Annotated in this window: 14 protein-coding genes and 1 tRNA gene; 2 read left to right on the forward strand and 13 right to left on the reverse strand. The window is 39.7% G+C overall.

Annotated elements, in window-relative coordinates:
- Window positions 1-7: 7 nt before the first annotated feature.
- From BM086_RS19195 to BM086_RS19245, 11 genes are all read right to left on the reverse strand, one after another.
- A tRNA-Ser gene (locus tag BM086_RS19195) sits at window positions 8-93 on the reverse strand.
- A gap of 278 nt (window positions 94-371) precedes the next feature.
- Window positions 372-620: a hypothetical protein gene (locus BM086_RS19200; protein ID WP_092331589.1), complete on the reverse strand. Its 249-nt coding sequence runs from the start codon at window positions 618-620 to the stop codon at window positions 372-374.
- A gap of 114 nt (window positions 621-734) precedes the next feature.
- Window positions 735-1,553 carry a response regulator gene (locus BM086_RS19205; RefSeq protein WP_092331593.1) on the reverse strand — a complete coding sequence of 273 codons (819 nt, stop codon included), beginning with the start codon at window positions 1,551-1,553 and terminating at the stop codon, window positions 735-737.
- Window positions 1,554-1,563: 10 nt separating this feature from the next.
- Window positions 1,564-2,826 (reverse strand): sensor histidine kinase, encoded by a 1,263-nt coding sequence (locus tag BM086_RS19210; protein ID WP_092331598.1) that lies wholly within the window; start codon window positions 2,824-2,826, stop codon window positions 1,564-1,566.
- 269 nt (window positions 2,827-3,095) lie between these two features.
- The gene (locus tag BM086_RS19215) at window positions 3,096-6,257 is read right to left on the reverse strand and encodes an EAL domain-containing protein (protein ID WP_092331602.1); all 3,162 of its coding nucleotides are present in this window, start codon (window positions 6,255-6,257) and stop codon (window positions 3,096-3,098) included.
- A 10-nt stretch (window positions 6,258-6,267) separates the two neighbouring features.
- Window positions 6,268-8,382 (reverse strand): SpoIIE family protein phosphatase, encoded by a 2,115-nt coding sequence (locus tag BM086_RS19220; protein WP_092331606.1) that lies wholly within the window; start codon window positions 8,380-8,382, stop codon window positions 6,268-6,270.
- Window positions 8,383-8,439: 57 nt separating this feature from the next.
- Entirely contained in the window at window positions 8,440-9,384 is a 945-nt protein-coding gene (locus BM086_RS19225) for an ABC transporter permease (protein WP_092331639.1), read from the reverse strand.
- Window positions 9,385-9,389: 5 nt separating this feature from the next.
- A complete protein-coding gene (locus BM086_RS19230; RefSeq protein WP_092331610.1) occupies window positions 9,390-10,721 on the reverse strand; it encodes an ABC transporter ATP-binding protein in 1,332 nt (443 codons plus the stop codon).
- A gap of 2 nt (window positions 10,722-10,723) precedes the next feature.
- Window positions 10,724-13,768 carry a SpoIIE family protein phosphatase gene (locus tag BM086_RS19235; protein WP_092331614.1) on the reverse strand — a complete coding sequence of 1,015 codons (3,045 nt, stop codon included), beginning with the start codon at window positions 13,766-13,768 and terminating at the stop codon, window positions 10,724-10,726.
- Window positions 13,765-14,676, reverse strand: coding sequence for a DUF2156 domain-containing protein (locus BM086_RS19240; RefSeq protein ID WP_175560392.1), 912 nt, complete (start codon window positions 14,674-14,676; stop codon window positions 13,765-13,767). Before BM086_RS19240 ends, BM086_RS19235 begins: the two co-directional genes overlap by 4 nt.
- A gap of 352 nt (window positions 14,677-15,028) precedes the next feature.
- Window positions 15,029-17,077 carry a HelD family protein gene (locus tag BM086_RS19245; RefSeq protein ID WP_092331623.1) on the reverse strand — a complete coding sequence of 683 codons (2,049 nt, stop codon included), beginning with the start codon at window positions 17,075-17,077 and terminating at the stop codon, window positions 15,029-15,031.
- Window positions 17,078-17,271: 194 nt separating this feature from the next.
- Here BM086_RS19245 and BM086_RS19250 point away from each other — a divergent pair, with 194 nt between their 5' ends.
- Window positions 17,272-19,791, forward strand: coding sequence for an ATP-binding protein (locus BM086_RS19250; RefSeq protein ID WP_092331627.1), 2,520 nt, complete (start codon window positions 17,272-17,274; stop codon window positions 19,789-19,791).
- A gap of 49 nt (window positions 19,792-19,840) precedes the next feature.
- Here the strand turns inward: BM086_RS19250 and BM086_RS19255 are convergent, their stop codons facing one another.
- Window positions 19,841-20,623, reverse strand: a complete 783-nt coding sequence (locus BM086_RS19255) for a response regulator (RefSeq protein WP_092331631.1) — start codon at window positions 20,621-20,623, stop codon at window positions 19,841-19,843.
- 91 nt (window positions 20,624-20,714) lie between these two features.
- On the reverse strand, window positions 20,715-22,766 hold the full coding sequence (locus BM086_RS19260; protein WP_092331635.1) for a M13-type metalloendopeptidase: 2,052 nt from the start codon (window positions 22,764-22,766) through the stop codon (window positions 20,715-20,717).
- Between the two features lie 202 nt (window positions 22,767-22,968).
- On the opposite strand from BM086_RS19260, the gene BM086_RS19265 reads away from it, so the two are divergent.
- On the forward strand, window positions 22,969-24,762 hold the full coding sequence (locus BM086_RS19265) for a glycoside hydrolase 43 family protein (protein ID WP_242952276.1): 1,794 nt from the start codon (window positions 22,969-22,971) through the stop codon (window positions 24,760-24,762).
- The last annotated feature ends 251 nt before the right edge of the window (window positions 24,763-25,013 follow it).

A 25,013-nucleotide genomic window follows, 5' to 3' on the forward strand; every position in this document is an offset into this window, starting at 1 on the left:
AATTAAGCGGAGCGAAAGGGATTCGAACCCTTGTGGCGTTGCCGCCAAACGGTTTTCAAGACCGCCTCGTTATGACCGCTTCGATATCGCTCCGAATTGCTTATTTGAATTTGTTAATGTACAGGAGTCTAGAATCTACTCCAGTTCTGCATTTGCAGCGTTTCTTGTCCGCAGCAGCGTATAAAAATATAACACTGTTACAGCATGAGTGTCAACAATTTATTTTTCGTATATTTTTCTCTTAAATCATCCCAACTTGAAATAAAAGCACTGAACTAGTATTGCAAATAAAACAAGCCGTGGCTTGACTCGAAAAATGACAGTTATGATATAGATGCTGATGGAATCTATTATCTATATGATAAAAACAATCATACTCTTACATATGTTTCCCTAAGTGCAGCTACTTCTGTCTGCATATCTGAATTTATGCCAAGATTAACGAAGATGATATCTTCTTTTACAATTTCTTCAAGGAACCGATCAACAGCATCTGCCACTTCTCCGGTGACTTCTACCCTTTCTCCTTCAGGTACTATCTGAAACATCTGGAAAACATCATTCTTATGTTTCTTCAGATCTTTAGCGTTAACATGCTCACCCCTGGCTTTTGAATCCATAAGGTTATTCCAGGCAAACATTTTGAATGGAATGATATAGCTAGACAGTACACTAAATCCACTAATCTAGGTCTGTTCAGACTATAGACAAAGTCCACAGCATGCGCCAGAATATCAATTCTTCAGTTCAAAAAGGAATCCTTCGGTCTCGCTGGCCCAGGAGTAGGAGTTCATGTACTCTCCCCTGAAACTCTCGATGACACTCTTGTCTTTATCCAAAAAGCGGTACAGATCGCAGTCAATTTTTTCAGGAACGACACGCATCATTCCCGGTTCTGCTTCATAGATATCAGATATACCGTATTCCTCCAGGGTATCTTTAAGGCTACGGATTATAGTGTCAAAGTACTTCTGCTTTGCCCTGTCATAGTCATCGTCCTCCCACAAAATATAAAACAGATCCTTGCGGGATATGAACTGCCCCCTACGGTCGATGAGACACGCCAAAAGTTCTTTTGCCTTGGACCTCTTAAACGTCACAAGTTTTCCATCTACAAGCACGTTGAAAAAGCCAAAGGTCTCTACCTTTACTCTTGGGCTTATAGGCTCTGCGCTTCCAGCGCCCTCTGAACCTGCATCTGTCCCAAGCGCATATTCAATTTCGGAAAGAAGTTTTTCATAGCTCACCGGTTTTAACAGATAACCGGTTGCATGCATGGCGTAAGCATCCACAGCATACTCTGAATATCCTGTCAAAAAAATGATCTTGATTCCGGGACATTTCTGTTTCATATTGGCTGCCAGTTCAAGCCCGCCCATTTCAGGCATATCTATATCAAGAAGCGCAATGTCTACCTTGCTCGAATCAAGATATCCCAGCGCCTCTCTTACATCTGTAAAAGGCTCTACTTCATCAAATTTATTTGTTTTTTTCAAAAGTGAAGCTGTCCTTAAAAGAATCAGCTCCTCATCATCAACACATATTGCTTTCATAAAATCACCTTTATCCCGGAATTCTTATAGTAATAGATGTTCCCTCTCCAACAACACTTTCTATAGAAAAAGTGCCACCTGTCATATCTATGATTCTGTCCCGGACATTCTTAACTCCTATATGATCTCCTTTTTTGGTGTCCTCGATCATCTTATCAACATCAAAACCTTTACCATTATCGCGTATGGCAATCACATGCTCATTTTCCTCACGATAAGTGCTAACAGACACCCAGCCGTGCTTATTACCTCTTACCCCATGACGTATAGCATTTTCCACCATTGGCTGTATTGTCAGAGGCGGAATCAAAAACTCATCATCCTCTATCTCGTAGTCAATTCTGATTGATGGGAAACGAACCTGTTCAATGTCAGAATAGGTCTTTGTATGCTCAATCTCTTTTACCACAGGAATAAGGGATTCCTGATTAAGAGAATTAATATTCTGCCTAAGGTATAAAGCAAATTCTTCGATAACTTTCGATGCTCTCTCCGGATCAATCTCTGTAAGCGCCTGGATTGTAGAGAGTGTATTAAATAAAAAGTGTGGCTGTATCTGGGACATCATTATCTTGATCCTTTGCTCAGCTGCAAGGGCCTTTTCGTGCTCCCTCACAAATTGAAGATGAAGCCATATATAGAAAAATACTGTGCTCTCAGTCATAGCAACGCACAAAAATGACACATCAGGGCTAAAGCCAAGTGAAACGTCCATCATTACTGCAATGGAGACCATGATGGATATAATAACAGGAACAAGGCTCTCTCTGCGCCTTAATCCTCTATATTTCATAAGGGCGCCCACAACTATCCACAAGAGAAGTATGAAGCTCACAATAAAAGGAACTATGCCAAGCGGACCTCTATGCCAATGGCCGCCTTGATCGAAATGAAATACCCAGGGCGCAAAAAAAGCTGTATTACACAACACAGCATTGATGCCTATAATTAAATATAATATTTTTAATCCTTTTTCGCTCCCGGTCAGTCTTATAAAAAGGAACAGCACCACTGTTCGAAGAATGTACGAATATGCAGATAAAAAAGTATACCAAAAAATAAATGCATTTCCGAACAAAACGGTGTCATACCGTGAAGTGATCTGCGGTTCAATAATTGTAAAAGCCACAATGACCGCAATTGCATATACTCTGTTCCTATTAGCTTTGGTAATGTAAGGATCAGTCAACACTGCAAGTGAAACACCAATAAGTTGTACAAAAAGCGCCATATCAAGCGCCAGAAGTGTTTGTATATTTGGATCTGCTATCAAAAATAAGTACCCCGTTCAATTCTTTACTAAGAAAAACGCTGATATACTCAGCGTTTTTCTCACATATATCTTAACAAAAATGTTCCCATTAGTAATATAGTCAAATAAACTATAACCATTTCACCCATTGCAAATAAAAACAATGCCGATGTTGCATTTAGTATGCGTCTTTTTTTCATAGAAAGCCCCCCGACTCCAAGAACAAAAATATGGTAACATGTTTTTTGTTTACATTCTTAGTCTATCAGGGGCTGTCCTACAAATAGTCGTCAAGACTTTTCTCGTCTCTCTTTCAGATACTTTTTATTCTCATACATAATTTTATCTGCATTGGTAAACACAGCGGCAACGTTCTCCTCATCTCCAAATTTAGCCATTCCGCATGCTATTACTATCCCGCCGTTGCAAATTGCATCTTCATTATGCCTTGCAATAATATCCACAAGTTCTTCGCTATGCTCATAGTCCTCATCCTGAGATATTACCACAAATTCATCTCCGCCTATTCTAAAAACAGGACTTCGCTTAAAGGTGTCGCAGATTATTTCGCAGGCTTCACATATGCATTTGTCTCCCGCCTTATGTCCCAAAGTGTCATTTATCTTTTTAAGATCATTTACATCAAGGACCACTATCGCAAACTCCGGCTGCCGATTTTCACGAATACGACGATTCATCAGTTCTTCTCTTTCCTGGTACGCATTTTTGTTCTTAATACCGGTAAGAGCATCTATCTCAGCCATAGTCTGAACCCGTGCAAGTTTTTGCACATATTCACGCTTAATTCGCATTGCATCCGTCACATCCTGGCACAATCCCAAAAGGCACTCTCTTCCGGTATCATCTGTAAATTTGAGCTTTGTCGTCTGAAATTGTCGCGGATTTCCTTCTGCATCAGGCACATCCTCATAAAAGATGTATGGTCTGTCCATCGCAAGCGCTTTTTTATCGTCTTCAATAAAATGATACGCTGTAGCCGGATCAAATATTTCAAAATCCGTCAGTCCAACAACTCCCTCAGGAGTCTCCTTATGAGCATAGTCAGCAAAGGCCTGATTGCAGGCAAGATATTTTCTTGTCACAACATCCTTTGAAAATGTCATGGCAGGCATATTTGTAAGAAGCGCAGAAACTGATTTTTTAAGTTCTGCTATCTTTCTGTTTGCATCAGCCTCTTCCTTAAGTCTCTCGTTCTCTTTCTGCAATTTTGAAAAATCATTTGATATTTTATGAAGTGCCTTATAGTACTCTTCTTCAGTATATTCGATTTTCTTTTCGGCAGATGAAAGAATTGCTATCATCACGGCAACAACATCAGTAATTGGATTGACCGCAACTCTCCAGACAAGAATCTGGATTATTTTCCCATCACTGGTTCTGTCATCAATAATGACTCTTTTCCCATCTTTAGCACACTGAAGAACCGCACTAAGCGAATATGCTCCCGGCTTATCTATGAGCTTGGATGCATCAAACTCTGTTTTACCGAAAACATTCGGGAAATAATCCTTAATATACTTTTTAAACGTCATATTGGCGCGCACGACTGATAATTTCTCGTTTGCACACTCAACCATAACCATCGGCCAGGTATCAAAATAATCTGTACACTGATTATCATCAGTGCTTGAAATAGAAAGATTATAAAGATTAACCTTTCCAAGAAGAGCATAATACTCGGATTCTTCAGGATTTTCAAAGCCTATCTGTATTCCCTGCTTATATCTCTCTATTATCTCGGCAAGAGAAAGCGGTTTACAGAAATAAAATCCCTGAAGCATAGTACAGCCAATATCATTCAAAAAGTCCGCCTGTTCCTTGGTCTCAACACCTTCTGCAACAGTATCCATTCCAAGAGACATAGCCATTCTGACAAGCTCTGTTAAGATGATACCCGCTTTTTCGCTCTCACCTAATTGTCTTACAAAAAGCATATCAATCTTGATAAGATCAAAGGGAATATTCTGAAGGATCATAGGCGAAGAATATCCACTTCCATAATCATCCATCCATACAGGGAAGCCCAGCTCTTTAAACCTTTTAATCTCTTTTATCATGTAATCGACGTCATTGGCTACAATACTTTCAGTTATCTCAATGACCAGTCTTTCCCTTGGTATTCCCGCATCATCAACTCTTTTTCGTATCTCCTCAACAATATCGCAGGTATAAAAATCAGACCTTGACAGGTTCACAGATACAGGCACCACATAAAGCCCGCTCTCTGCCTGTTCTTTCATCTTTTTAAGTACAGAGTCAACCACGTATAAATCTAGCTTGTAAATTGTATTTGTCTCTTCCAGCGCAGGAATAAACGTCGCGGGACTAAAAAATCCTTTAACCGGATCAATCCATCTTGATAAAGCCTCTTCGTGACACACTTTGCCGTTAGCAGTTCTCACGATAGGCTGATAGTAAGTTTTGATCCATTCCTCTTTAATAGCTTTGTCAATGTTATCTGTCACATACCGCCTATCTTCCAAGGCAGTCATCATTTTCTGATCAAAATAATTCGTTGTTGCAGAATAGCTGTTTCTTCCTGAATCACACGCAATCTTTGCCCTGTCACACGCACCGCTCACACTGATATTTTCATCATCATAGAGATAAATCCCGATTCTGAGCGGCATTCTCTTATCAGCTTCCAATCTGTTATTGACTTCCATCAGATGCAGTGCGCCGTTTCTGGCATTTGCTTCGTCAGTATATACGCAAAAATGATCTGCACTGAATCTACTGCAGCTCTCATGGCTAAACAGATCAATGATTTCCTCAGAAAAAGTTTTTAAAAGTCTGTCGCCCTCCTGAAGACCATATTTTTGGTTAAATACCTTCATTCCATTAAAATCCATGAACATAATAGCCGGCATTTTCCCCTTGCTTCGAATTTCTTTGCATCCTGCTTCAGCCAGGTCAAAGAAATAGGTCATTGATGGAAGTCCGGTGAGATAATCATGCTCAACTCTGATATTATAGCTTCGCTCTGCAAGCTGTTTTTTTAGCGCATTTAATACGCCGTCTTTTTCATTCTTCCCATCCTCCACATAAACGCCCTGATCGGTATACCAGATGAAGGCAAGCCTCACGCCATTTTCCTTGTATATGTGCCTTCCATAGGAATGGATTATCCTATATTCACCATCCCTATCGATTCTATAGATAACATCATATGGCACATCCTCTGTGGCAAATCGATAGGCAGCATCTCCAAGGGAAGCAACATCGTCAGGATGAGCATAGCGGTACATATTGGTATCCATCAAAGCATAAATTTCTTTTTTGCTCATATCAGTATGACCAAAGAGATTTAAAAAGCCCTTCGAAAGAAGTATGGTAGTCACACGCTTGTTGATAAACTGATAAATTCCAAAGGGAACCGTACTATTTTCCATAAATTCACGTTCAGCATCGCTATATCTGTATTTTTCCAAGATCAGTACCTCACTTATATTCAATACACATCATGGTCAGATCATCAAACTGCTCAGCATCTCCAACAAACTTATTTATATCATCCCGCACCAGTTTCAATATCTGCTGCGGTGATTCGCCTGCAGCTTTATTTAAAGCAACTATCATGCGCTCTGTTCCGTACATCTTGTTATCCTTGTCTGTTGCTTCAGGAACGCCGTCTGTATAAAGGAATAACTTATCACCATGCTCAAGCTCCAGCAGGTACTCTTTGTACCTGACGCCCTCCATTCCTCCAATAACAAATCCATGCTTATCCTTGTAAAGCTCAAACTCGCCATTTGCACGCTTAATAGCAGGATATTCATGGCCTGCATTGGCACAGGTAAGCTTACCTGATGAGATTTCAAGAATACCAAACCAGACTGTAACAAACATATCCATAGTATTCTTTGAGGTAAGCGCATCATTAGTTTTTTGAAGAACCTCTGCCGCCGATTTACCAAGCATTGCGCAGCTTTGAAGAATCACCTTGGCAATCATCATATAAAGAGCCGCAGGTATTCCTTTTCCTGAAACATCAGCGATTACTAGTCCCAAATGATCTTCATCAATAAGGAAGAAGTCGTAAAAATCTCCTCCAACTTCCCTTGCCGGATCCATAGCAGCATAGATGTCGAATTCATTTCTGTCAGGAAATGGCGGAAATTCGCTTGGCAGCATGCCTGCCTGAATCCTTGTTGCAAGTCCAAGTTCAACTCCAATCCTCTCTTTTTCAGCCGTGACTGCCTGAATATCTGTGATGTACTTCTTCATTCTGTCAGTCATCGTGCCAAAAGAGGAAGCCAGCTTTTGAACTTCGTCCCTTGTATTTATATTCCACTCAAATTCCAGCTGATCACCTTCAAGTTTTTCAACTTTTTTTGTCAAAAGTTCTATTGGTTCTACCAGACGTTTGCTGGCAACGCCAATTACAACAATTACCACAATACCGATAGAAACAATAAAAGCTGCGATTGTCACCAGTGCTGAACCGATAACGCTCTGTACGGCAGAAAGCTCTTCTTTTCTGCTTTCATCAAGAGAGTTTAAAAGCTCCAGTGTCGGCTCAATGACCACTTTTTCTGGAATAACCGAAATAAGTGACCATCCCACAATATCTATCGGATAAAAAGCCATATAACAGCTCTCGCCATCCACCTCAAGAAGTTCAATCCCGTTCTCGCCGTTCTTAGCTTTCCTGGCAAGGTCTGCAAGCAAGCTATTGCTCCCCTGTTCGCCAAGCATGGTATCCGTTTTTAGTTCACCCTGATCTTGCGATGAAAAGATAATTCGACCTGTCTCATCTATAATGCAGGAATTACCTTCATCACTGATTCGGGCATTCATCATCAGATTTTCTATGCCTTCAAGATAAACACCGGCACCTGCAACAGCTACCATCTTATCTCCTTTATAAACCGGAGCTCCGCACATTATTGCAGGCTTTCCTGTATCATAGTCCTCTTTTATTCCTGAAAATTTGACTGTTCCCGCTTCCTTTGCAGCCTCGTACCAAGGTCTTTTCCTGGGATCCATATAGCTGTAATTACCGTTTTCATCCCATCTTTCAGTAAGAACCGGCCCCGCAAGGAGCATAATTCCTGTCTCTGTTCCAATATAGGACGCGCCAAGCTCAGGATACTGACTATACATGGCAAGAAGATTACCCTGAAGTGTTCCTATCATCGAAAGTTCTTTCCTGATGCTCTCATCGTCAGGGTCCACATCCTCTGCATAAACAAACTGTCCCATGCTTATCCCGATGTCAGATACCTTCGGAATATCAACTTTGGCTCCGCCATATCTGTCCGGATTAGTGTATATATCAGTAGCAGAATCAGCAATGATAGATATTGTCCCCGCAAAATTTTCCAGGGTTTCATTCACAACATATGCGCATCCTATGGTAGTAGCGCTGAGTCGTTCCATCACCTGGTCACGCATGGCAAGGTCGGAATACTCTTCTACCTGCTTTCCGGATTTTTCCGCATTGTTTAAAAGAATTTTTTTAACTCTTGTAAACATATGCAAAGTAATAATTCCAAACAATATCAAAAGTAATGAAGAAACAAGTAACATTATCTTCATGATTTTTCTTTTCATAGACACATCCCCTCAAAATCGTTTGGATTTATTATATCATACTGATAGTTTAATTTTTTAACGCTTATCCCTATCTATAAATTCCAATAGTATCACTGTAACGATTATATAGACGCAGGTCCACATAAACAGCCATAGCCAGCATCTTATTACAATATCTATGGAAAAATCGTACTCAGGCTTTTGATTCTGCTGTGCGCTGAACATAAGAATGTCCTCTCTCATATCATTCTCTTCAATGTACTGAAACATCATCAAAAGCGGTTTCCCACCATCTATTTCAACATTTTTAAGTTTTAGTGCATTATTCCATACGCTTACCATTGGCAGTGAATTGTAATCCCCCTGGGCGCATAACGCTGTAAGTCCCCATTTTGTAGTCGTAAGATTAGATAAAGGCATAGCTTCCTTTGGAAGGCTGAAGAACGCCCCAGAGAAAAGAAGCTGAACAATAAGCAAGAACGGCATAATAGTCATTGCTGTTGTAGTTGTTCTTGCAAATGCCGACACTAAAAGCGCCAGCATATCCGCACAATATGTAATAAAGAAAAGCGTAATACCCAGATCAACCAGCGGCCATGGTGTCACAAGAGATTTTTGTGGTAACGTAACCCCCATAATTGTGCAGACTACAATAGTAATTATTACCTGAAGTGCACATAAAATCGCCTGATATATCATATGTGAGGCTACATAAGCTGTGATGTGTAGTCCCGCCCTGTGCTCGCGCTTTACAATAGCTCTTTCTCTGCATATCATCTGAATAGAATTAAAGAAACCGTTCCATACGCAAATGCACGAAAGTGCAAAGGTTCCCATCAAAGTTCCTTCCATTGTCTTGTACAGATTTCCGCCGACCGCAAAAGCCACAAGACCTGCGATAACAGCAGACATGGGAAGAACTTTCCAGTCACTTTGGAAAAGAAATAGTCTAAAAAGCTTACCCAGATATATAAATGTCTGGGCTATGCGCCCTCTGTGTTTTACTTCATATGCTTCCATAACCGTCACCCCACTCTTTCCTTCATGATGTCTGCATACTTTTCAACAAATTCATCGGCTCTGCCTTCGCCGCCCTCATCTTTTTGATTGATGGACAAAAGAATTTCTTCCATAGATGTCTTCCCAAAGAACTCATAGGATTCTTTTACAGAGCCATAATAAGCAAGTCTACCGGTTCTCGTAGCGTCTTTTGCCAGAACTATAACATCATCAAAAAGATCGATGACTCTGTCCGGCGTATGAGTGATAACTATTACAATCTTTCCTTCATCTGCTATTTCTCTGAGTTTTACGAACAATTTCCTTGCAACTACGCCATCAAGGCCGGAATCAGGCTCATCCAGGATAAAAAGATCCGGATCCGTGATAAATTCCATGGCAATCGAAAGCCTCTTTCTCTGTCCACCGGATAGTTTGTCTACAAGACTGTTCTTTACCGCCATAAGTCCAAATTGATCAAGCATGCTTGCAATGCGGTTTTCCCTCTCCATAACAGACATTTCTTTAGGAAGTCTTAAAAGGGCAGCATCGGAAAGTGTCATGGCAACAGTATCATTGCCCCTCATGAGATCCTGCTGTGGCACAAATCCAATGTCATATTTCATTTTGGCATAATCTTTATATACATCGTTTTTATCAAGCATGATATTGGCATCAGCTTTTTCATAACCTGTAAGTGCATTGAGATATGTGGTCTTTCCTGCGCCTGACCCGCCAAGCAGAAGCACCATATGTCCTTTTGGAATACGCATATGTATATCCTTTAGCAGATTTTTCTTTTTATAAAAATCGAAAACAGTGCGCTGTCTGATATTGACAGTAAGACCTTCATCAATAACTGACAGATCTCGCCCCAATTCCTTTGCACCTTCTGCCATTTTAAGGTTTTCAACCTTCTTTGTCGGCTGAAAGCTCCCTACAAATCCCCAGATTATTGCCATAAAACCTTCGAAAAAGAAAAAGCCCCAAACCCAGCGTTTCTTTCTGTTAAACACTTTAACAAGTCCGAAATAAATCTTTACACTGTATATCACAAGTGCAACAAACAATCCCAAGATCGGTATCAGCATAAAAAGGTATACCCTTGGAAATTGCTGTAAGAAATATGTTGCAATTTCTAGTATGTAATAGAAAATTGAAAGCACAGTATAAACGCGACCTTCTTTTTCTTTATCTGCACACAGACTGATGTGATATTCTCTGGCAACCGGTATAAAAGCCCATTTCCTCGCAACTCCACACTTTTTAAAAATCCCCCAATATCCAATTGAAATCATGATGTACTTAATTAAGAAAGTCCGATAACTAGATAGCGAAATATTAAATGTGATGTCCATCTTTACTCCTTTCCCCGCCAGAGCAGCGCAAGCATTGTCAGATCATCGAATTGCGGCGCCTGATCCACAAAAACATCTATATCTTCTTTTACATTCGCAAGGATTTTCCTTGGCAGCGCTTCTTTTTCTCTGTTAAGTGCCTTAACAAGACGTTCCTTCCCAAACAATTCATCATCCTTATTCGTAGCTTCCGGCACACCGTCTGTATATACAAAAAGTGTATCCCCCGGATGAATCTCAAATTCATGTTCTTTAACCTTTATCCCGCCTATTATCGCTATTGCAGGAGAATGTTTATACTTGATAAGGTCATAGTTCTCATCTTTTCTGCGCATTGCAGGATATTCATGGCCTGCATTAGCAGCAATCCCTTTTCCGGTTGAAATCTCAATTATCGCCATCCATACAGTAACAAAAAGACTGCCCTCATTGCCTTCAAAAAGTTGCTTATTCGCATCTGTCAGCACTTCGCCCGGAGATCCTCCCATCAAAGCTCTGTTCCTTATCATTGTCATCGCCCTTACCATGAAAAGAGCTGCCGGAACACCTTTTCCTGAAACATCAGCAATCACAATGGCTAAATGATCTTCATCCACCATAAAGAAATCATAAAAATCTCCACCGACCTCTTTTGCAGGTGTCATTGATGCAAATAACTCAAATTCGTTATGAGCGCTGCAAAACTCATCAAAGTCCCTGGGAAGCATGCTTTCCTGTATATTGGTCGCAACATTAAGCTCGCTGGCTATACGCTGTTCTCTCGCTGTTACTTCTGTCAGATCAGCTATATACTTCTGAAGTGAATCGGTCATATTGTTAAAAGAATGCGCGAGAATCCCAATCTCATCGTCCGTATTTACTTTAGTGCGTATATCAAGATTTCCATCGCTTATACTCCGGACATCAACTTCCAATTGTTTTAATGGATCCGTTATTTTTTTGGATGATCTTCCAATAAAAACAATAACTAAGACCAATATCGCAGCCATCAATACCAGACTGCTCTGCGCAACCTGCATCATTCCTTCAGAAACTGATGCAACCACATCCTCAGTGTTTTTATCTATCCTACTCGTTATCTCATTTGCAGGTTCTATAACCGTTGAAACCGGGCTCTTTATGCACATTTTCCAGCCTGTGGATTCTATCGATGCATAGGCCACATATAACGCATCCTTCCCTTCTCCTGTCTTTATAATACCTTCATCATTTTCAATTATTTCATGACCAATTTCTTTCAGATAGTGATCACTATCCTGATCAAAAATATTAAAAGTAACCTCAGCGTCAGGGTCAATATCGCCACTTGCTATAACATCACCTGAATCATCCAGCAATGTGGCTACCCTTGGAATCACAATTCCATCGCTGACCATTGATGCATTCAGATTATTCATCAGAATATCCATAGCAACGCATCCTGCAAACTGTCCCTCAACATAAAAAGGTGAAACGCAGGTAATCGTAAGTCCTCTGCCATAACTATCCCAATAGGTATCAGTAAAAACACAAGATTTACTTTCTTTTCCCAGGGTATACCATTTTGCATTTTTGTAACCGTAATAGTGATTTTCCTCACCAAGCGCCAATTGCGAATCCCTATCGTAACTGATCATGATGCCGCCCTCAGTTCCGATATAAACTGTCTGAACATCTGGTGTATTACGTACAATCGGCAAAAAGATATCCTCCATATTTCCAAGAAGCTCTATCTCCGATTTTTTATATGAAATGTTTAATTTATTATTCTCCAATAAGAGCTGCATTGCCCATTTTCCGGCATTTTTTTCCTGTGCAAAATCGACATGTCTCTTTGGATAATCATTTGGAAATGCATATAGTGAAGATGCATAGCTTGCAGCAAGTTTAATGGAACGGGAATATCCAAGTAATTTGTCCTCAGCAAGTTTAGCTTTATCATGGGCCTGTCTTTGTGTACTGTCCTCAAGTTCGGCTATCATTGCCTCATAACTTATGCCTGATGCTTCCTTCCCAAGCTTGTTTGATTTTTTTATTGCAACTCCGCTTATGCTGGAAATAGCTATAAAACTGATCAAAGCAGATAGTATCAATGGGCCTACGGAAAATGATATTATCTTCAAAACAATCTTTTTCGAAATTGATGGTTGGTCCATTCTGTCATAACCAAGCTTTGTAATGATGTTTTCATCCATAAGAAGCGTAGCTATTATCAGGAGAAATCCGCCTATAATCTGAAAAACAGTTACCGGTGTATACTCAATCTTAAGAAGCTTGCACATTATAGGATCCATCATCATCGTCATGATTATTTCCGTCGAAAAAATCAGCGATGCATAAATAGCCGAAACATGTTTTTGACATGAAATCTGTACAAGCCCATAGACTGCACGAATAAATATACCAATGAAAATTGCGCTTACCCAAAAACGCAATGACATTGGTATTTCAAAAGTTGTCTTTCCTATCGCCGTTTCTATTATCCAAAGTATCAGAGAAAAAAGGACAGAAAAACACATTTGCGCAAATGTAAGAGATGCGCTTTCTTCATCTTCACCGAAGATTGACACGCTTACTACATAAGCCGCAAAACAGATATCAGCAATTATCAGATACACTATATTCGATAGTGAACTGATATCATCAATATGGGCTCCAAATATTAGTATCAAAGATATAACTGCCAGTACATTAACTACTCCTGAGAAAAAGTTGATTTTCTTTCTAAGTATAAGCAGGATTGGTGTAATAAATACAAAGTAGAGACTAACTACGCTCGATACTACAACTGAATCCATAGCTCTTGAGCCCAGCAGAGTAAAGACATTAAAGCCCGTAAGAAGCACAGCAAAGAATGCGCCCTTTAGAAGTGTCTTTCTTTGCAGTTTTATGATTTGTTTTGTCCTTACAGCAAAAAGAAGAACAAGACCAATAGTATTTGTTATTGCAACAAAAGCAAACGTTGAGAACTCTTCCGGCACATTACGCAGAAAAACATATTGAATGGATGCCAGAAATGTAATTAAAATGAGTCCTAAAACTGACAAGTTTTTCTTGCTCTTTATCATTTCTCTTTCACCCTATATTTTTCAATCATGAATACAGGTCCATAGGACTCCTTGATTTCTCGAAGTCCCATGTCTCCAACATCCTCTTCAAAATTTATAAATAAAAAACTGCTGGCATTTAATTTAGTTGACTCCTGTCTGAGCACTCTGTATATCCCCGGATATTTTCTACTGCCCTTCTCAATCAGAACATCGTAATAATCATCGTTTAAAGCTGTCCCATAGCAGAACGCCTTTATAACTCCATCAATGCGGATTACTGTCCCGGAAAGCCCAAGCTCATCGAATGAATCAAGCTGCCTCTGAATACAGCGCTTCTCAGTAATAAGCACAACTTCATTATCAGCCGTGACATTACTTCTTAGCCATTCCTCTGCAAAGCTGCTAACTTCATCTAAATCATTTCCAGTCATCGGGTTAACTTTGGTCACTGCCCCATAGTCCCGCCAGTAAGATCTTATTTCAGTACGTCTTCTTTCATAATATTTCCCCGGAAATTCCGCCATGTTGTTTTCACTGTAGACATACTCTGCCATATTCCGGTCTTCTTCTATCACAAAACACCCGGGATAGTTTTTCTCTAAAAAATCCTTATGTTTTTTCGTCAAAGTCACAAAGCCGGCTTTTTTTCCATGATTATGCGCATCTGACAGTATTCTTTCATAAGCTTTATCAAGACTTCCTGCCCCAAATGGTGCCAGATATATCCTGTACTTCTCGTCACAAAGATTTCGCCTTAGCACATACAGGAAATCTCCGTCAATGCACACTTCATCCCCGTATTTGTCATAAAAAGAATACATGCTCACAGCAGAATGCTGGCATGATCCCTCTCCGTATAAAGATGTAAACGGGTACAATCTATTCAGTTTATCAATGCTTACCGGTTCAAAAACCAGTTTTTCCATCTCAACCATAGCTCTTAATAATCTTTAATTCCTTTATTAGACAAAAAGACCCACCTATAACATTATAAATAAATATTAGCATTGTTTTTGACGTAATAGCATTAATTTGAGAGAGTATTTATATTATTTTTATACATTCTTGAATCAGAGATTCAAGAATGCCGCAAATAGGCCATTAAAAGTCGACTTCGTCGAAGGGCCTATTTGCTTCTCGTATCATGTTCTCACGAAATCCGCAGCTAGTGCGGATTTCTGTAATTTCATCTAAGAAGTCATACTTTATTGTAAACACAAAAAGTCCGAAAGATGCCTGTATAGGCATCTTTCGGACGTAATCTCAGCATTTATTATTCTATTCCTGAACTCCGGCTGAAAGTGTTCCCTCTGCAAGGATGGCAAGACTTCTTGTAGCACGTGACATTGCAGTATAAAGGCAATGGCGTCCCAGCTCATCATCAGGATAAGATTCAGAATCCGCATCTGCAAGGATGACATTATCAAATTCCAGACCCTTAACCAGAGTAAGTTCTATTAAAAATGCTCCATTTTTAGGAAGTGCATCATGGCCTGTTATGACCTGAGGTGCTTTATCACCAAGAGCTGCAACTATTTTTTCCAGATTGAACTGATTCTTGCATATAATCGCAGTCAGGCCGTCTTTTTCAGAAAAAGACTTTATTAAATCCTTGAGTTCTGAGTAGTATTCAGCATCTGAACCGCAGGTCTTCACCAATACTTTCTCGCCCGGACGTTTTACCGATGAAACAAGAAGCTGTTTTTCCTTTGGCAAAACCTTAGAAAACATATCGGTAATCTCAGGCGAGCTTCGATAACTTGTCATAAGAGGCAGCATCACAAACTGCTTGTTATCCGCTTTTGACATCTCTTCTATTTCAGCAAAAGATATTGTCCCCTCGCGGATTGCCTGATATTCATCTCCAAGCAGCATAAACCTTGCATTGGGGAAGAATTTCTTAAACACAAGTATCTGCGCCATAGTATAATCCTGAACTTCATCGATCATAACATAACGCATGTTACGGTCACATTCACCGGTCAATTCCATTTTTAAATACATCCACTGAGCCGTTGTTATATTGGAATCTCCAAGTATTCGCTGAGCAAGATGCCTTATATTTATAAAATTACAACGTCTTATGGTCTGTAGTGCTCCGCCAAAATCATTCTCAATACGGTTATCCTCCGCATAATCTGATTTAGCTGTATCTCCTGCCCCATCATCTGTATCACTGTCTAAATTTTTTAAAGAACTCTTAGCCCTCTGCTCAAGCTCGTCAGCCACAACCTGAATAAGTCTTACTCCATAAGGGAATTGTTTATATTTATTGATCACAGGAAGAACTTCATTCTTCGAAATAACCATCTGCCCTTTTTGCATAATATCTATGAAATCTTCTGCCTCAGGCTTAAGTGTTGGTAAAATCTCATGTATTGTTCTAAGAGTCGCCGCATCTGTATAATCAAATTCGCTGTCGATAAACGGTGCATGGACCATTTCAAGGAACTCCGGCCATGTAAGAGTAAGTGGGTTCGTTTCTCCCATATCCGGAAGCACATTGTCAATGTAATCACGGAATACCGGATTGAGTGTCATCAGACAAACCTGATCAGGGCGCAGTGATTTTCTCTTTTGATAAAAAAGATATGCTATGCGCTGAAGAAGTACTGAAGTCTTACCACTACCGGCTATACCGTTTACCAGTAAGACCGGAACGTCCGGATAACGGATAACCGTATTTTGCTCTTTTTGAATTGTTGCAGTAATAGCCTGCATCTTGTCAGAATGTGTCTGTGAAAGGGACATGAGAAGCATCGGGTCTTCTATGGCTATCTGCGTATCAAAATAAGAAACAAGCTTATTCTTATTGATATCAAACTGGCGGCGCAGCTGCAAGTCCACAGGAATTTCTCTATCTTCCACAGTATAGTGAGTGTGTCCAATCTCCTGGTTATAATATACTTCAGCAATTGGAGATCTCCAGTCAACTATCATCTGATCATAGCCATTCTCAGAAATGGCTGCTCGTCCGATGTAGTAACTCTCCGGCTCTTCTGATGGATCAAATTGCAGCTGTATCTTGGCAAAATACGGAGATTGAAGCAGCTTATTAACTGTATTTAAGCGTTTTCCAAGAGAATCACTCTCAACATTGTAGGTATCGATATAGCGATTCCAAACCTCAAGCTCAGCCAGAGTTTCCATTGTAGTCTCGATATCTGCATAGTCAAAACGCATATTATCACGCATGTCATTTTTATCGTCTAACGCTTTTTCATCCAAAGCAGAAATCTGTTCTTCAAGCTCTTTTTTCATTTCCAGGAGCTTGTTGTACGTCCTTGTCAAATGTTCCTGTTCATTATTAAAAATTTCCTTATCCATCTTTTCCGCAGACTTCTCCTTCCTTATGAGTGTTTAATTATTATAACATTATTAGAAGACTGTCGCAGAAAAAATGATAATTCTCTTCCTCTCCGATTGGTACATTTTTATGTTACAATCATATAGGAACTATTAATTAACTCGACCAGAACAGATCAATTTTCAAAACAATTGGAAGGAATTTCTCGTACCAAATGGTAGATTTATTGAAACAATTTCAACTTGATTTAATGATATTTCTGGCTGGAAGCTGCGGAGTACTGGTTATTTTGGCTCTTTCCACAAAGACTCTCAACAGTATGCGCAAGCACTCTCTTGTTTGGATGGAGCTTTCTGCGACCCTTCTTCTTTTATCTGATTGTCTCGCATATACTTACCGCGGAAATACAAGTACTTGCGGTTACTGGATGGTTCGCATCTCTAATTTCCTTGTTTATTTCATGTCTCTTTTCATTGTTCATGAATTCAATATTTATTTGATTGACCTTGTAAAAAACCAGTTTAAGGCAAAACAAGTGCCAAGCACTCTTATAGTGTGCGAATTTCTGTTTTTATTTGGAATAATAATTCTCATATACAACATTTTTTCCCACATTTTCTACTATTTTGACGAGTATAACAGATACGTCAGAAATGAGGGCGCCTGGGTCTGGTTCTGCTTTCCTCTTGCAATTGGAACGCTTCAGATTTCCACAGTCATCAAATATAGGAAGGTACTAAAAAAATCTTCAATTCTTCTCCTTCTTTTTAGTGTGCTTCCATATCTTGCAACTGTAGCTCAGCTTTTTATGTATGGTCTTTCCCTTGCTAATATAACTCTCGTAGGAATGTGCATTCTCTTATACGTGTTCGAGATAATAAACATGAACAGACTGCAGGAGGCCAAAGTCGCCGCAGAAAAGGCAAATAGCGCCAAGTCACGATTTTTGGCCAACATGTCTCATGAAATTCGAACTCCAATTAACACTATAATCGGAATGAACGAGATGATAATGCGCGAGAATCCAACAGGTGTTCCCAAGCCTTATTTCATCTCGATAATCAATTATGCTCTTGATATAAGATTTGCCTCTGAATCCCTGCTTTCACTTATTAATGACATTCTTGATATATCAAAGATTGAATCCGGCAAAATGCACCTTACAGAGCAGGAATACGATGTAAATTCACTTCTTCAGGGCTTTGTCACCATGATCAAGATAAGGAGCAATGAAAAAAATCTCTATTTCAATCTGGATATTGATGAAAAGATTCCTCAAAGACTTTATGGCGACATGGGAAAGATTAAACAGATTGTCTTAAATCTCCTTACTAACGCTGTCAAGTACACCCAGGAAGGCGGATTCACGCTGACTGTGCGTGCTCTTTCAATAACAAATGATATGTGTAATTTATGTTTTTCCGTAAAGGACACCGGTATCGGAATAAAGCCCGAAGATATAGATAAGCTTTTTGTGGCCTTCGAAAGACTCGATGAGCAGAAAAACGTCAATATCCAGGGAACCGGACTTGGGCTTGATATCTCAAGGCATTTTGCTGAAATTTTAAACGGTAAACTCAGCTGTGAAAGTGATTATGGAAAGGGCTCTACTTTCACCTTTACAGTAAGTCAAAAAATAGTCGATTCCACTCCTCTTGGTGTTTTCAAGGATCGCAGCACTGATTCGCCTCTTGGGCTATATATTCCAAAATTCACAGCTCCGGAAGCGAAACTGCTTATTGTGGACGACACTCCTATTAACCTTACTCTTATGAAGGGACTTCTTAAGAACACTCAGGTGCAGATTTTCACCGCTCTTTCAGGTGCTGAGTGCCTTGAAATCCTAAAAAAGAATTCTTTTGACGCTATATTATTAGATCATAAGATGCCTCAAATGGATGGTATTGAAACTTTACAGAAAATCAGGGAGCAGTACCCTACTCTTCCGGTAATAGCCCTTACAGCAAACTACATCAGTGATGGCGACAATTACTACCTTTCCAAGGGCTTTAATGGATATCTTAAAAAGCCTGTAAATTCAAGCACCCTTGAAGAGCTTCTTTTTAATGTTCTTCCTAAAAATCTGGTGCATGAAATAGTGTTTATTCCTGCTCTCATCGGTGCCACAAAGATACCTGATGACATGCAATGGATATATGACATTAAGGAAATAGATGTTGAATCAGGTGTAAGGATGAGCGGAAATGTTGAATTATTCCTGTCATCGCTAAAGCTCTTTCTTGATACGATTGATGACAACTCCGCCATCATCACCAAAGCCTTTGCGGATGGCGATATTAGGCTTTACACAATAAAAGTCCACTCCTTAAAGAGCTCTGCCAGAATCATCGGCGCCATGCAGCTTGCTGAACTTGCACAGGCAATTGAAGATGCCGGAAACAAAAATGATGTTGATTTTATCCTTGAAAATAAGGACAAGCTGATAAATGAGTACCGCGCATTTAAAGAAAAGCTGAAAAGGCTTAAAAACTACGATCCTTTCAGTAACATGAAGCCTCCTGCAGCTGATATCACTCCAACGATAAGAGACGCCGCACTGAATGACCTGCTTGATATGTCCCAGCAAATGAACTATGATGGAGCACTTAAGATAATCAGCCAGGTAAAAGAATATAACTTAACTAAAGCCGATAAAGAACTTTTTGACAGCATTGAAAAAGCTATTCACAAATTTGACTGGGATTTAGTTGATTCTAGAATAAAAGAGTCGTAGGTGGTTTCGCCATCCTACGGCTCTTTGTTGTCAAATACCCTTATATTTATTATTCCTCGAAAAACTCATTTATCACTCCGACTATATTGTCTCTTCCACTGGCCTTATGGATAAATCCCTGAATATCAAGTGTCAGGATTCTATCCCTGCTCTCAATATCATCTTTTCCTGAAAGAATAAACACAGGAAGCCTTTTGGTTGCAGGATTATCACGGAGCATCTTAAGTATATCCTCACCACTGGTATCAGGCATCTCGTAGTCAAGAAGAATAAGATCGGGCTTATTATTCTCAAGCCACTTAATCCCCCTAAGTCCTGAACTTGACATGAAAAGCCTGTAATCATCATTTAGCCATTCTCTGACTATTGTAAGGTAGCTGGCATCATCATCGATTACAAGTATCACCTTTTTATCTGAACTATCTTTGGGTGCAGGCTCTACAGGAATCTGCTTTACTTCATCAAGAAAAGCAAGTCTTTCCTTGTAGCTCTTGTACAGTTCTAAAAGCTCATCAGTATTATTCCTGATAAAATCCAAATCATCCGCATGTCCCGCCTCTTCAAGTCTTAGTGCGAGATCCGTCAGCTTACTTGCGCCGATCATTCTGGCTGTACTTTTTAAAGCATGAACTTTTATAGTAAAAAAGCCTATATCTTCTTTCTCATATGCTTCCTGAATTTCCTGCGCTTTGCCGTCTATATTTTTGTAAAAAGTTGTAAGAAACTTAAGCAATGCCTTCTGATTTCCACAATAATACAGCCCCTCAGACACCGAAATCCCATCAACTGACTTAAGCTCTTCTAAATATGCTGCTTCTCTGTCTATTTGCATAACCAAATACCTCTTTACGCACTAAAACTCACTGCTGTACCAGTGTACTGTCTAACTCACATTTCATATGCTACGGCTGAAAATCTATAGATTAAAACACCGGTAAACGTTTATCCTCAGGAACAAAATATGGGCTCTTTGAATCAACATCATATGTCTCGTAGAACTTTTCAAACTGGCCCAAAACGTAGTTTATTCTTTCTTTTCTTGGCAAATGCCTCTCTTCTGCGTCCTCTTTAAGTCCCTTCTCGTTATAGTAGCAGGCATTATATCTGGCATATGTCCTAAAGAAAAGATCATAATCCGGATTTTCTTTATTCTCAAGAATTCTCAAACAACATTCCATGCCCATAAGATCTGCAAATGTCTCATTGCACACAACTTCTCCGTTTAATGTTATGCCATCTGCTATCTCCATGCCATCAAAAAACTCTTTTATCTTGCCCACTCTCTCAAGGAAAGCTTTACCTTCTTCTTCTGTTAACCAGGGCTCATAATAACCATCTTTATCAAACTGTATTCCCTCGCGGTCATAGGCATGTGCTATTTCATGGGCAAAAGTGTGTCCAAGATATGCAAGCTTCTCCTCGTAGGAATAGTCATCGCCCGTAAGCCCATGATCAAAATATCCACATCCAATCACAATGCCATTTAATGCTTTTTGATATGAAGCATTCATCTCCAATATCGTGTAACCATACAGCTTCATATTTTCATCTTCAAGTAACAGCTGACTGTTAAGGAAATCTGACCGGCTATTTTGCAGCGCGATCATGTTCTGCAGTGGATTGTCTGTAAGAACAACTTCTGAAAAGTCGTCGCAGCTGCTGTTCTCGCAAATATATGTATTAAGGTGAAGGATTTTTCTTCTTGCGCACTCTTTTCCATAAGATGTAAGCCACTCAGAATCAGCTATGATATCCCTCATTGATATCTTTATTTCTTCGAGCATTTCATTTGCTTTTTCAAGATAAGCATCATCAAGATACCTGGCATTATACTCTTTTATCAGCGTATCTGTAGCCACATCCACCATATCCAATGCGAACGCATCCTTATAAATTGTGCCCTGTCCCTCTGAAAACGCATCATAAAATAAAGAATGCACTTCATCACTGTCAAATCCCGATAAATTCAGGGCCATTGATGCAATAACATGGTCTCTTATCTTAAGTGCATTTTTCTCATTGTAATAATCATCAGCAAATTTGCAGAATTCATAATTGGTATAGACCTCTTCCCAATTTCCAAGCGCGCCAATTTTCTGCAAAATATCAAAAAGCGGGAACTTTACATTTTCCTCTTCAAATCGCTTTTTGGAAAGATAGCCCATATATGAATCCTTGGGAATTGAATTCTGATAATCCTCTATTTGTTTATCAATTTCCAGGGCATTATCCATAATCTCAGCTGCGCGATTCTCAGAATAACCAAGTCTCACGAGATAATCCTTAAGAACGACAACCTGATCCTCTGTCAGTTCCTTTTTACCCAGTATCATCTGCGGATTTATATAATTCAGGCTGCAGCCCTGATTATAATAGACATAACGGGATAAGCCACGGTTAAACTTTTCATAATATTTATCACTAAAAAGAGCATACAGGTCATCTAAACTCCTGACCTTTTCCACAGGATCTATCACTTCTTTAATCGCAGCGCTCGCGTTATTTTCGCGCCAATCATCGTCCTTTAGCTGGCGATAAACATAAATCGTCTTGTCCAGATCACTATCCTCTGAAAGAGTGGACAAATCCGTATTACTTAGAATATCCGTTACTCTCTCCGCTATCGTAAGATTATTCTCCCAACTATAGAAAAAAGAATCATATCCGGTACTTTCTGCCTTTTCTTTTAGCGTCTCTTTGTATTCATCATTTACAAGAGCATCAAAATCCCAGACATATTCCTTTTGGGCATTTTTAGAATCAGCTTCTTCCTTGGAATTTCCAGTCGTATTCGTTTCCTTGCTCTGTTCTGCCTGACCTTCCTGCTCTTTTTCTATAACCTCATTTTCAGGCTCATTTACGACTTCTGCCTGCGCTGCCTCCTTAGCCCCACATCCGGTGCTTTCGAACAGCATAAGTGCACTAAAAAAAACCGTGAAAACACGGATAAAACCTATTTTGTTTCTTTTTTTCATACCATACCTCCATGTATTACTGCATCTTTCAATTCATCCCCATTTTAATTATACCCAAGAACTCTGCCTTTTACCACCAATTGCTTATAGCAAAAAAAGGGAAAAATTCAGCAATTGGTTATAGGCGGCCACAAAAGCCTCTACATTATAATGTGATGAAAGATGCACGTTTTTTAACAACAGCATGTAAGGAGCATTACTTATGAAAAAGATTTCATATCATAACCTTATTAAGCTAATAATAGCTATGATAGCGATTGTCACAGCCATTACTGCTCCACTATTGCTAACCAGAATTCATCACAAAAAGAGCGAGAGCATTACAGTTCTGCTAGACAACATCAATCCCATTACCAGACTCGATTATCCCGATCCTGACGTAATAAGAGTAGGCGACACTTACTATATGGTTAATACCACAATGTACTTCATGCCCGGATGTGAGATTCTTCGTTCCTACGACCTGGTGAACTGGGAACATGCAACATATGTATATGACACCCTGGATAGCACTGCTGCTCAGAAGCTTGAGGGAAAAGAAAATATTTACGGTCAGGGCATGTGGGCTGCAAGCCTTCGATACCACGATGGTATCTATTATGTCTGCTTTGTAGCCAATGACACCCAAAAGACCTACATTTATCAGTCCAATGATATAAATGGCCCCTGGGAAAAATATAATCTCAAAGGCTTTTATCACGATAATTCAATCGTATTTGATGATGACGACAAAATATATATTGTCTATGGTAACAAGAATATCTACATAAAAGAGTTAAATCTTGTGGAGAAATCCGAGGAAGAAAAGAAAAACAGCGCGATTCCAACAAGATTAAGCGATTCAGAAAAAAGTGATATAGACGGACTTCTATTATCAGATAGCGATGACGTATATCTTGGATATGAAGGAACCCATTTTTATAAGATTGATGGTAAATACTATCTATTATTCATTCATATGCCCAAAAGCACCGGAAAAAGGACAGAGGCTGTCTTTGTAGCAGACAAGCCACAAGGTCCCTACTATGGAAAAGATGTCATGGATGATGACAGAAATTACAGAAGATCAGGCGTTGCCCAAGGCGGAATTGTAGATACTCCATCAGGGAGATGGTACAGTATTCTTTTCCAGGATAGTGGCAGTGTTGGAAGAATTCCGATTCTCATACCTGTGACCTGGGAAAAAACAGATGGCGAAATAGCTTTCCCTGTCTTTGGTGATAACGGATTGATTCCGGAAGAATTTGAAATTGAAGATTTAAAACCCGGCTATGAATACACTCCTCTTGTATCAAGCGATGATTTCAAGACGGAATATAAAGATTCCTCAAGTTTTGGTTTTAAACCCTGCTGGCAGTTCAACCACGAGCCTGACCTTGCACTTATAAAAAGAGATTTAAAAAACGGAGCAGTCTCTATCACCACAGACAAAATCAGTAACAATCTGGTTCAGGCAAAAAATACAATGACTCAGAGAGCTCTTTTCCCCGGATGCGAGGTGAGTGTCACAATTGACGCCAGTGACCTCAATGATGGAGATTATGCAGGTCTTTGCATGCTTGAAAGTAACTATGGTCTCATAGCAGTAACTCGCAGAGATTCAGCATATTTCCTTGTTATGGGCAAACGGGAAAATCAAGACACGGATATGTGGAGCGCCCGGCACAACGATGAGCCTTTTGATGAGGTTGAATGTATCGAGTTAGATTGTCCTGTAGTCACACTACACGCCGGGGTTTGCTTCGACCACAAGACAGCCGACAAAATGCTGGCGGAAAGGAGTGAATCAGGCAAAAAGCCAAGCCTCATTCCTTACTCCGATGACACAGTCTCATTTTTCTACAACCCTGACGCCGACCACTTGAAAAAGCTCGGCAAAAGCCACAAACTTGAATTCAAGCTTGATCACTTCACCGGAGCGCGTTTTGGACTCTTTGTCTATAGCACCAAAGAAACCGGCGGCAGCGCAAGCTTTTCAAATTTCATATACGAATGAATAATGTGAGTGAAATAAAAAATGAGGGAGGTCGACTTCTCTGAAAGGAGACCTCTCTCATTTTTTGAATCTTAGAAAATCACCGCACAGACGAAAACAAACATTTTTTGAATTTTGCACGCTCTTAACGCGGTTAGCCATAGAAAATCATTTCATCACCCTACTATTAGTATATACATAGTCTTTCTTTACCTTTTCTATAGGTTCGACTATGCTGTTTAAGATACTGTGGATTGGTCATTTCACCCTAC

It is taken from the genome of Butyrivibrio sp. YAB3001 (assembly GCF_900112195.1).
Taxonomy (GTDB): Bacteria; Bacillota; Clostridia; order Lachnospirales; family Lachnospiraceae; genus Butyrivibrio.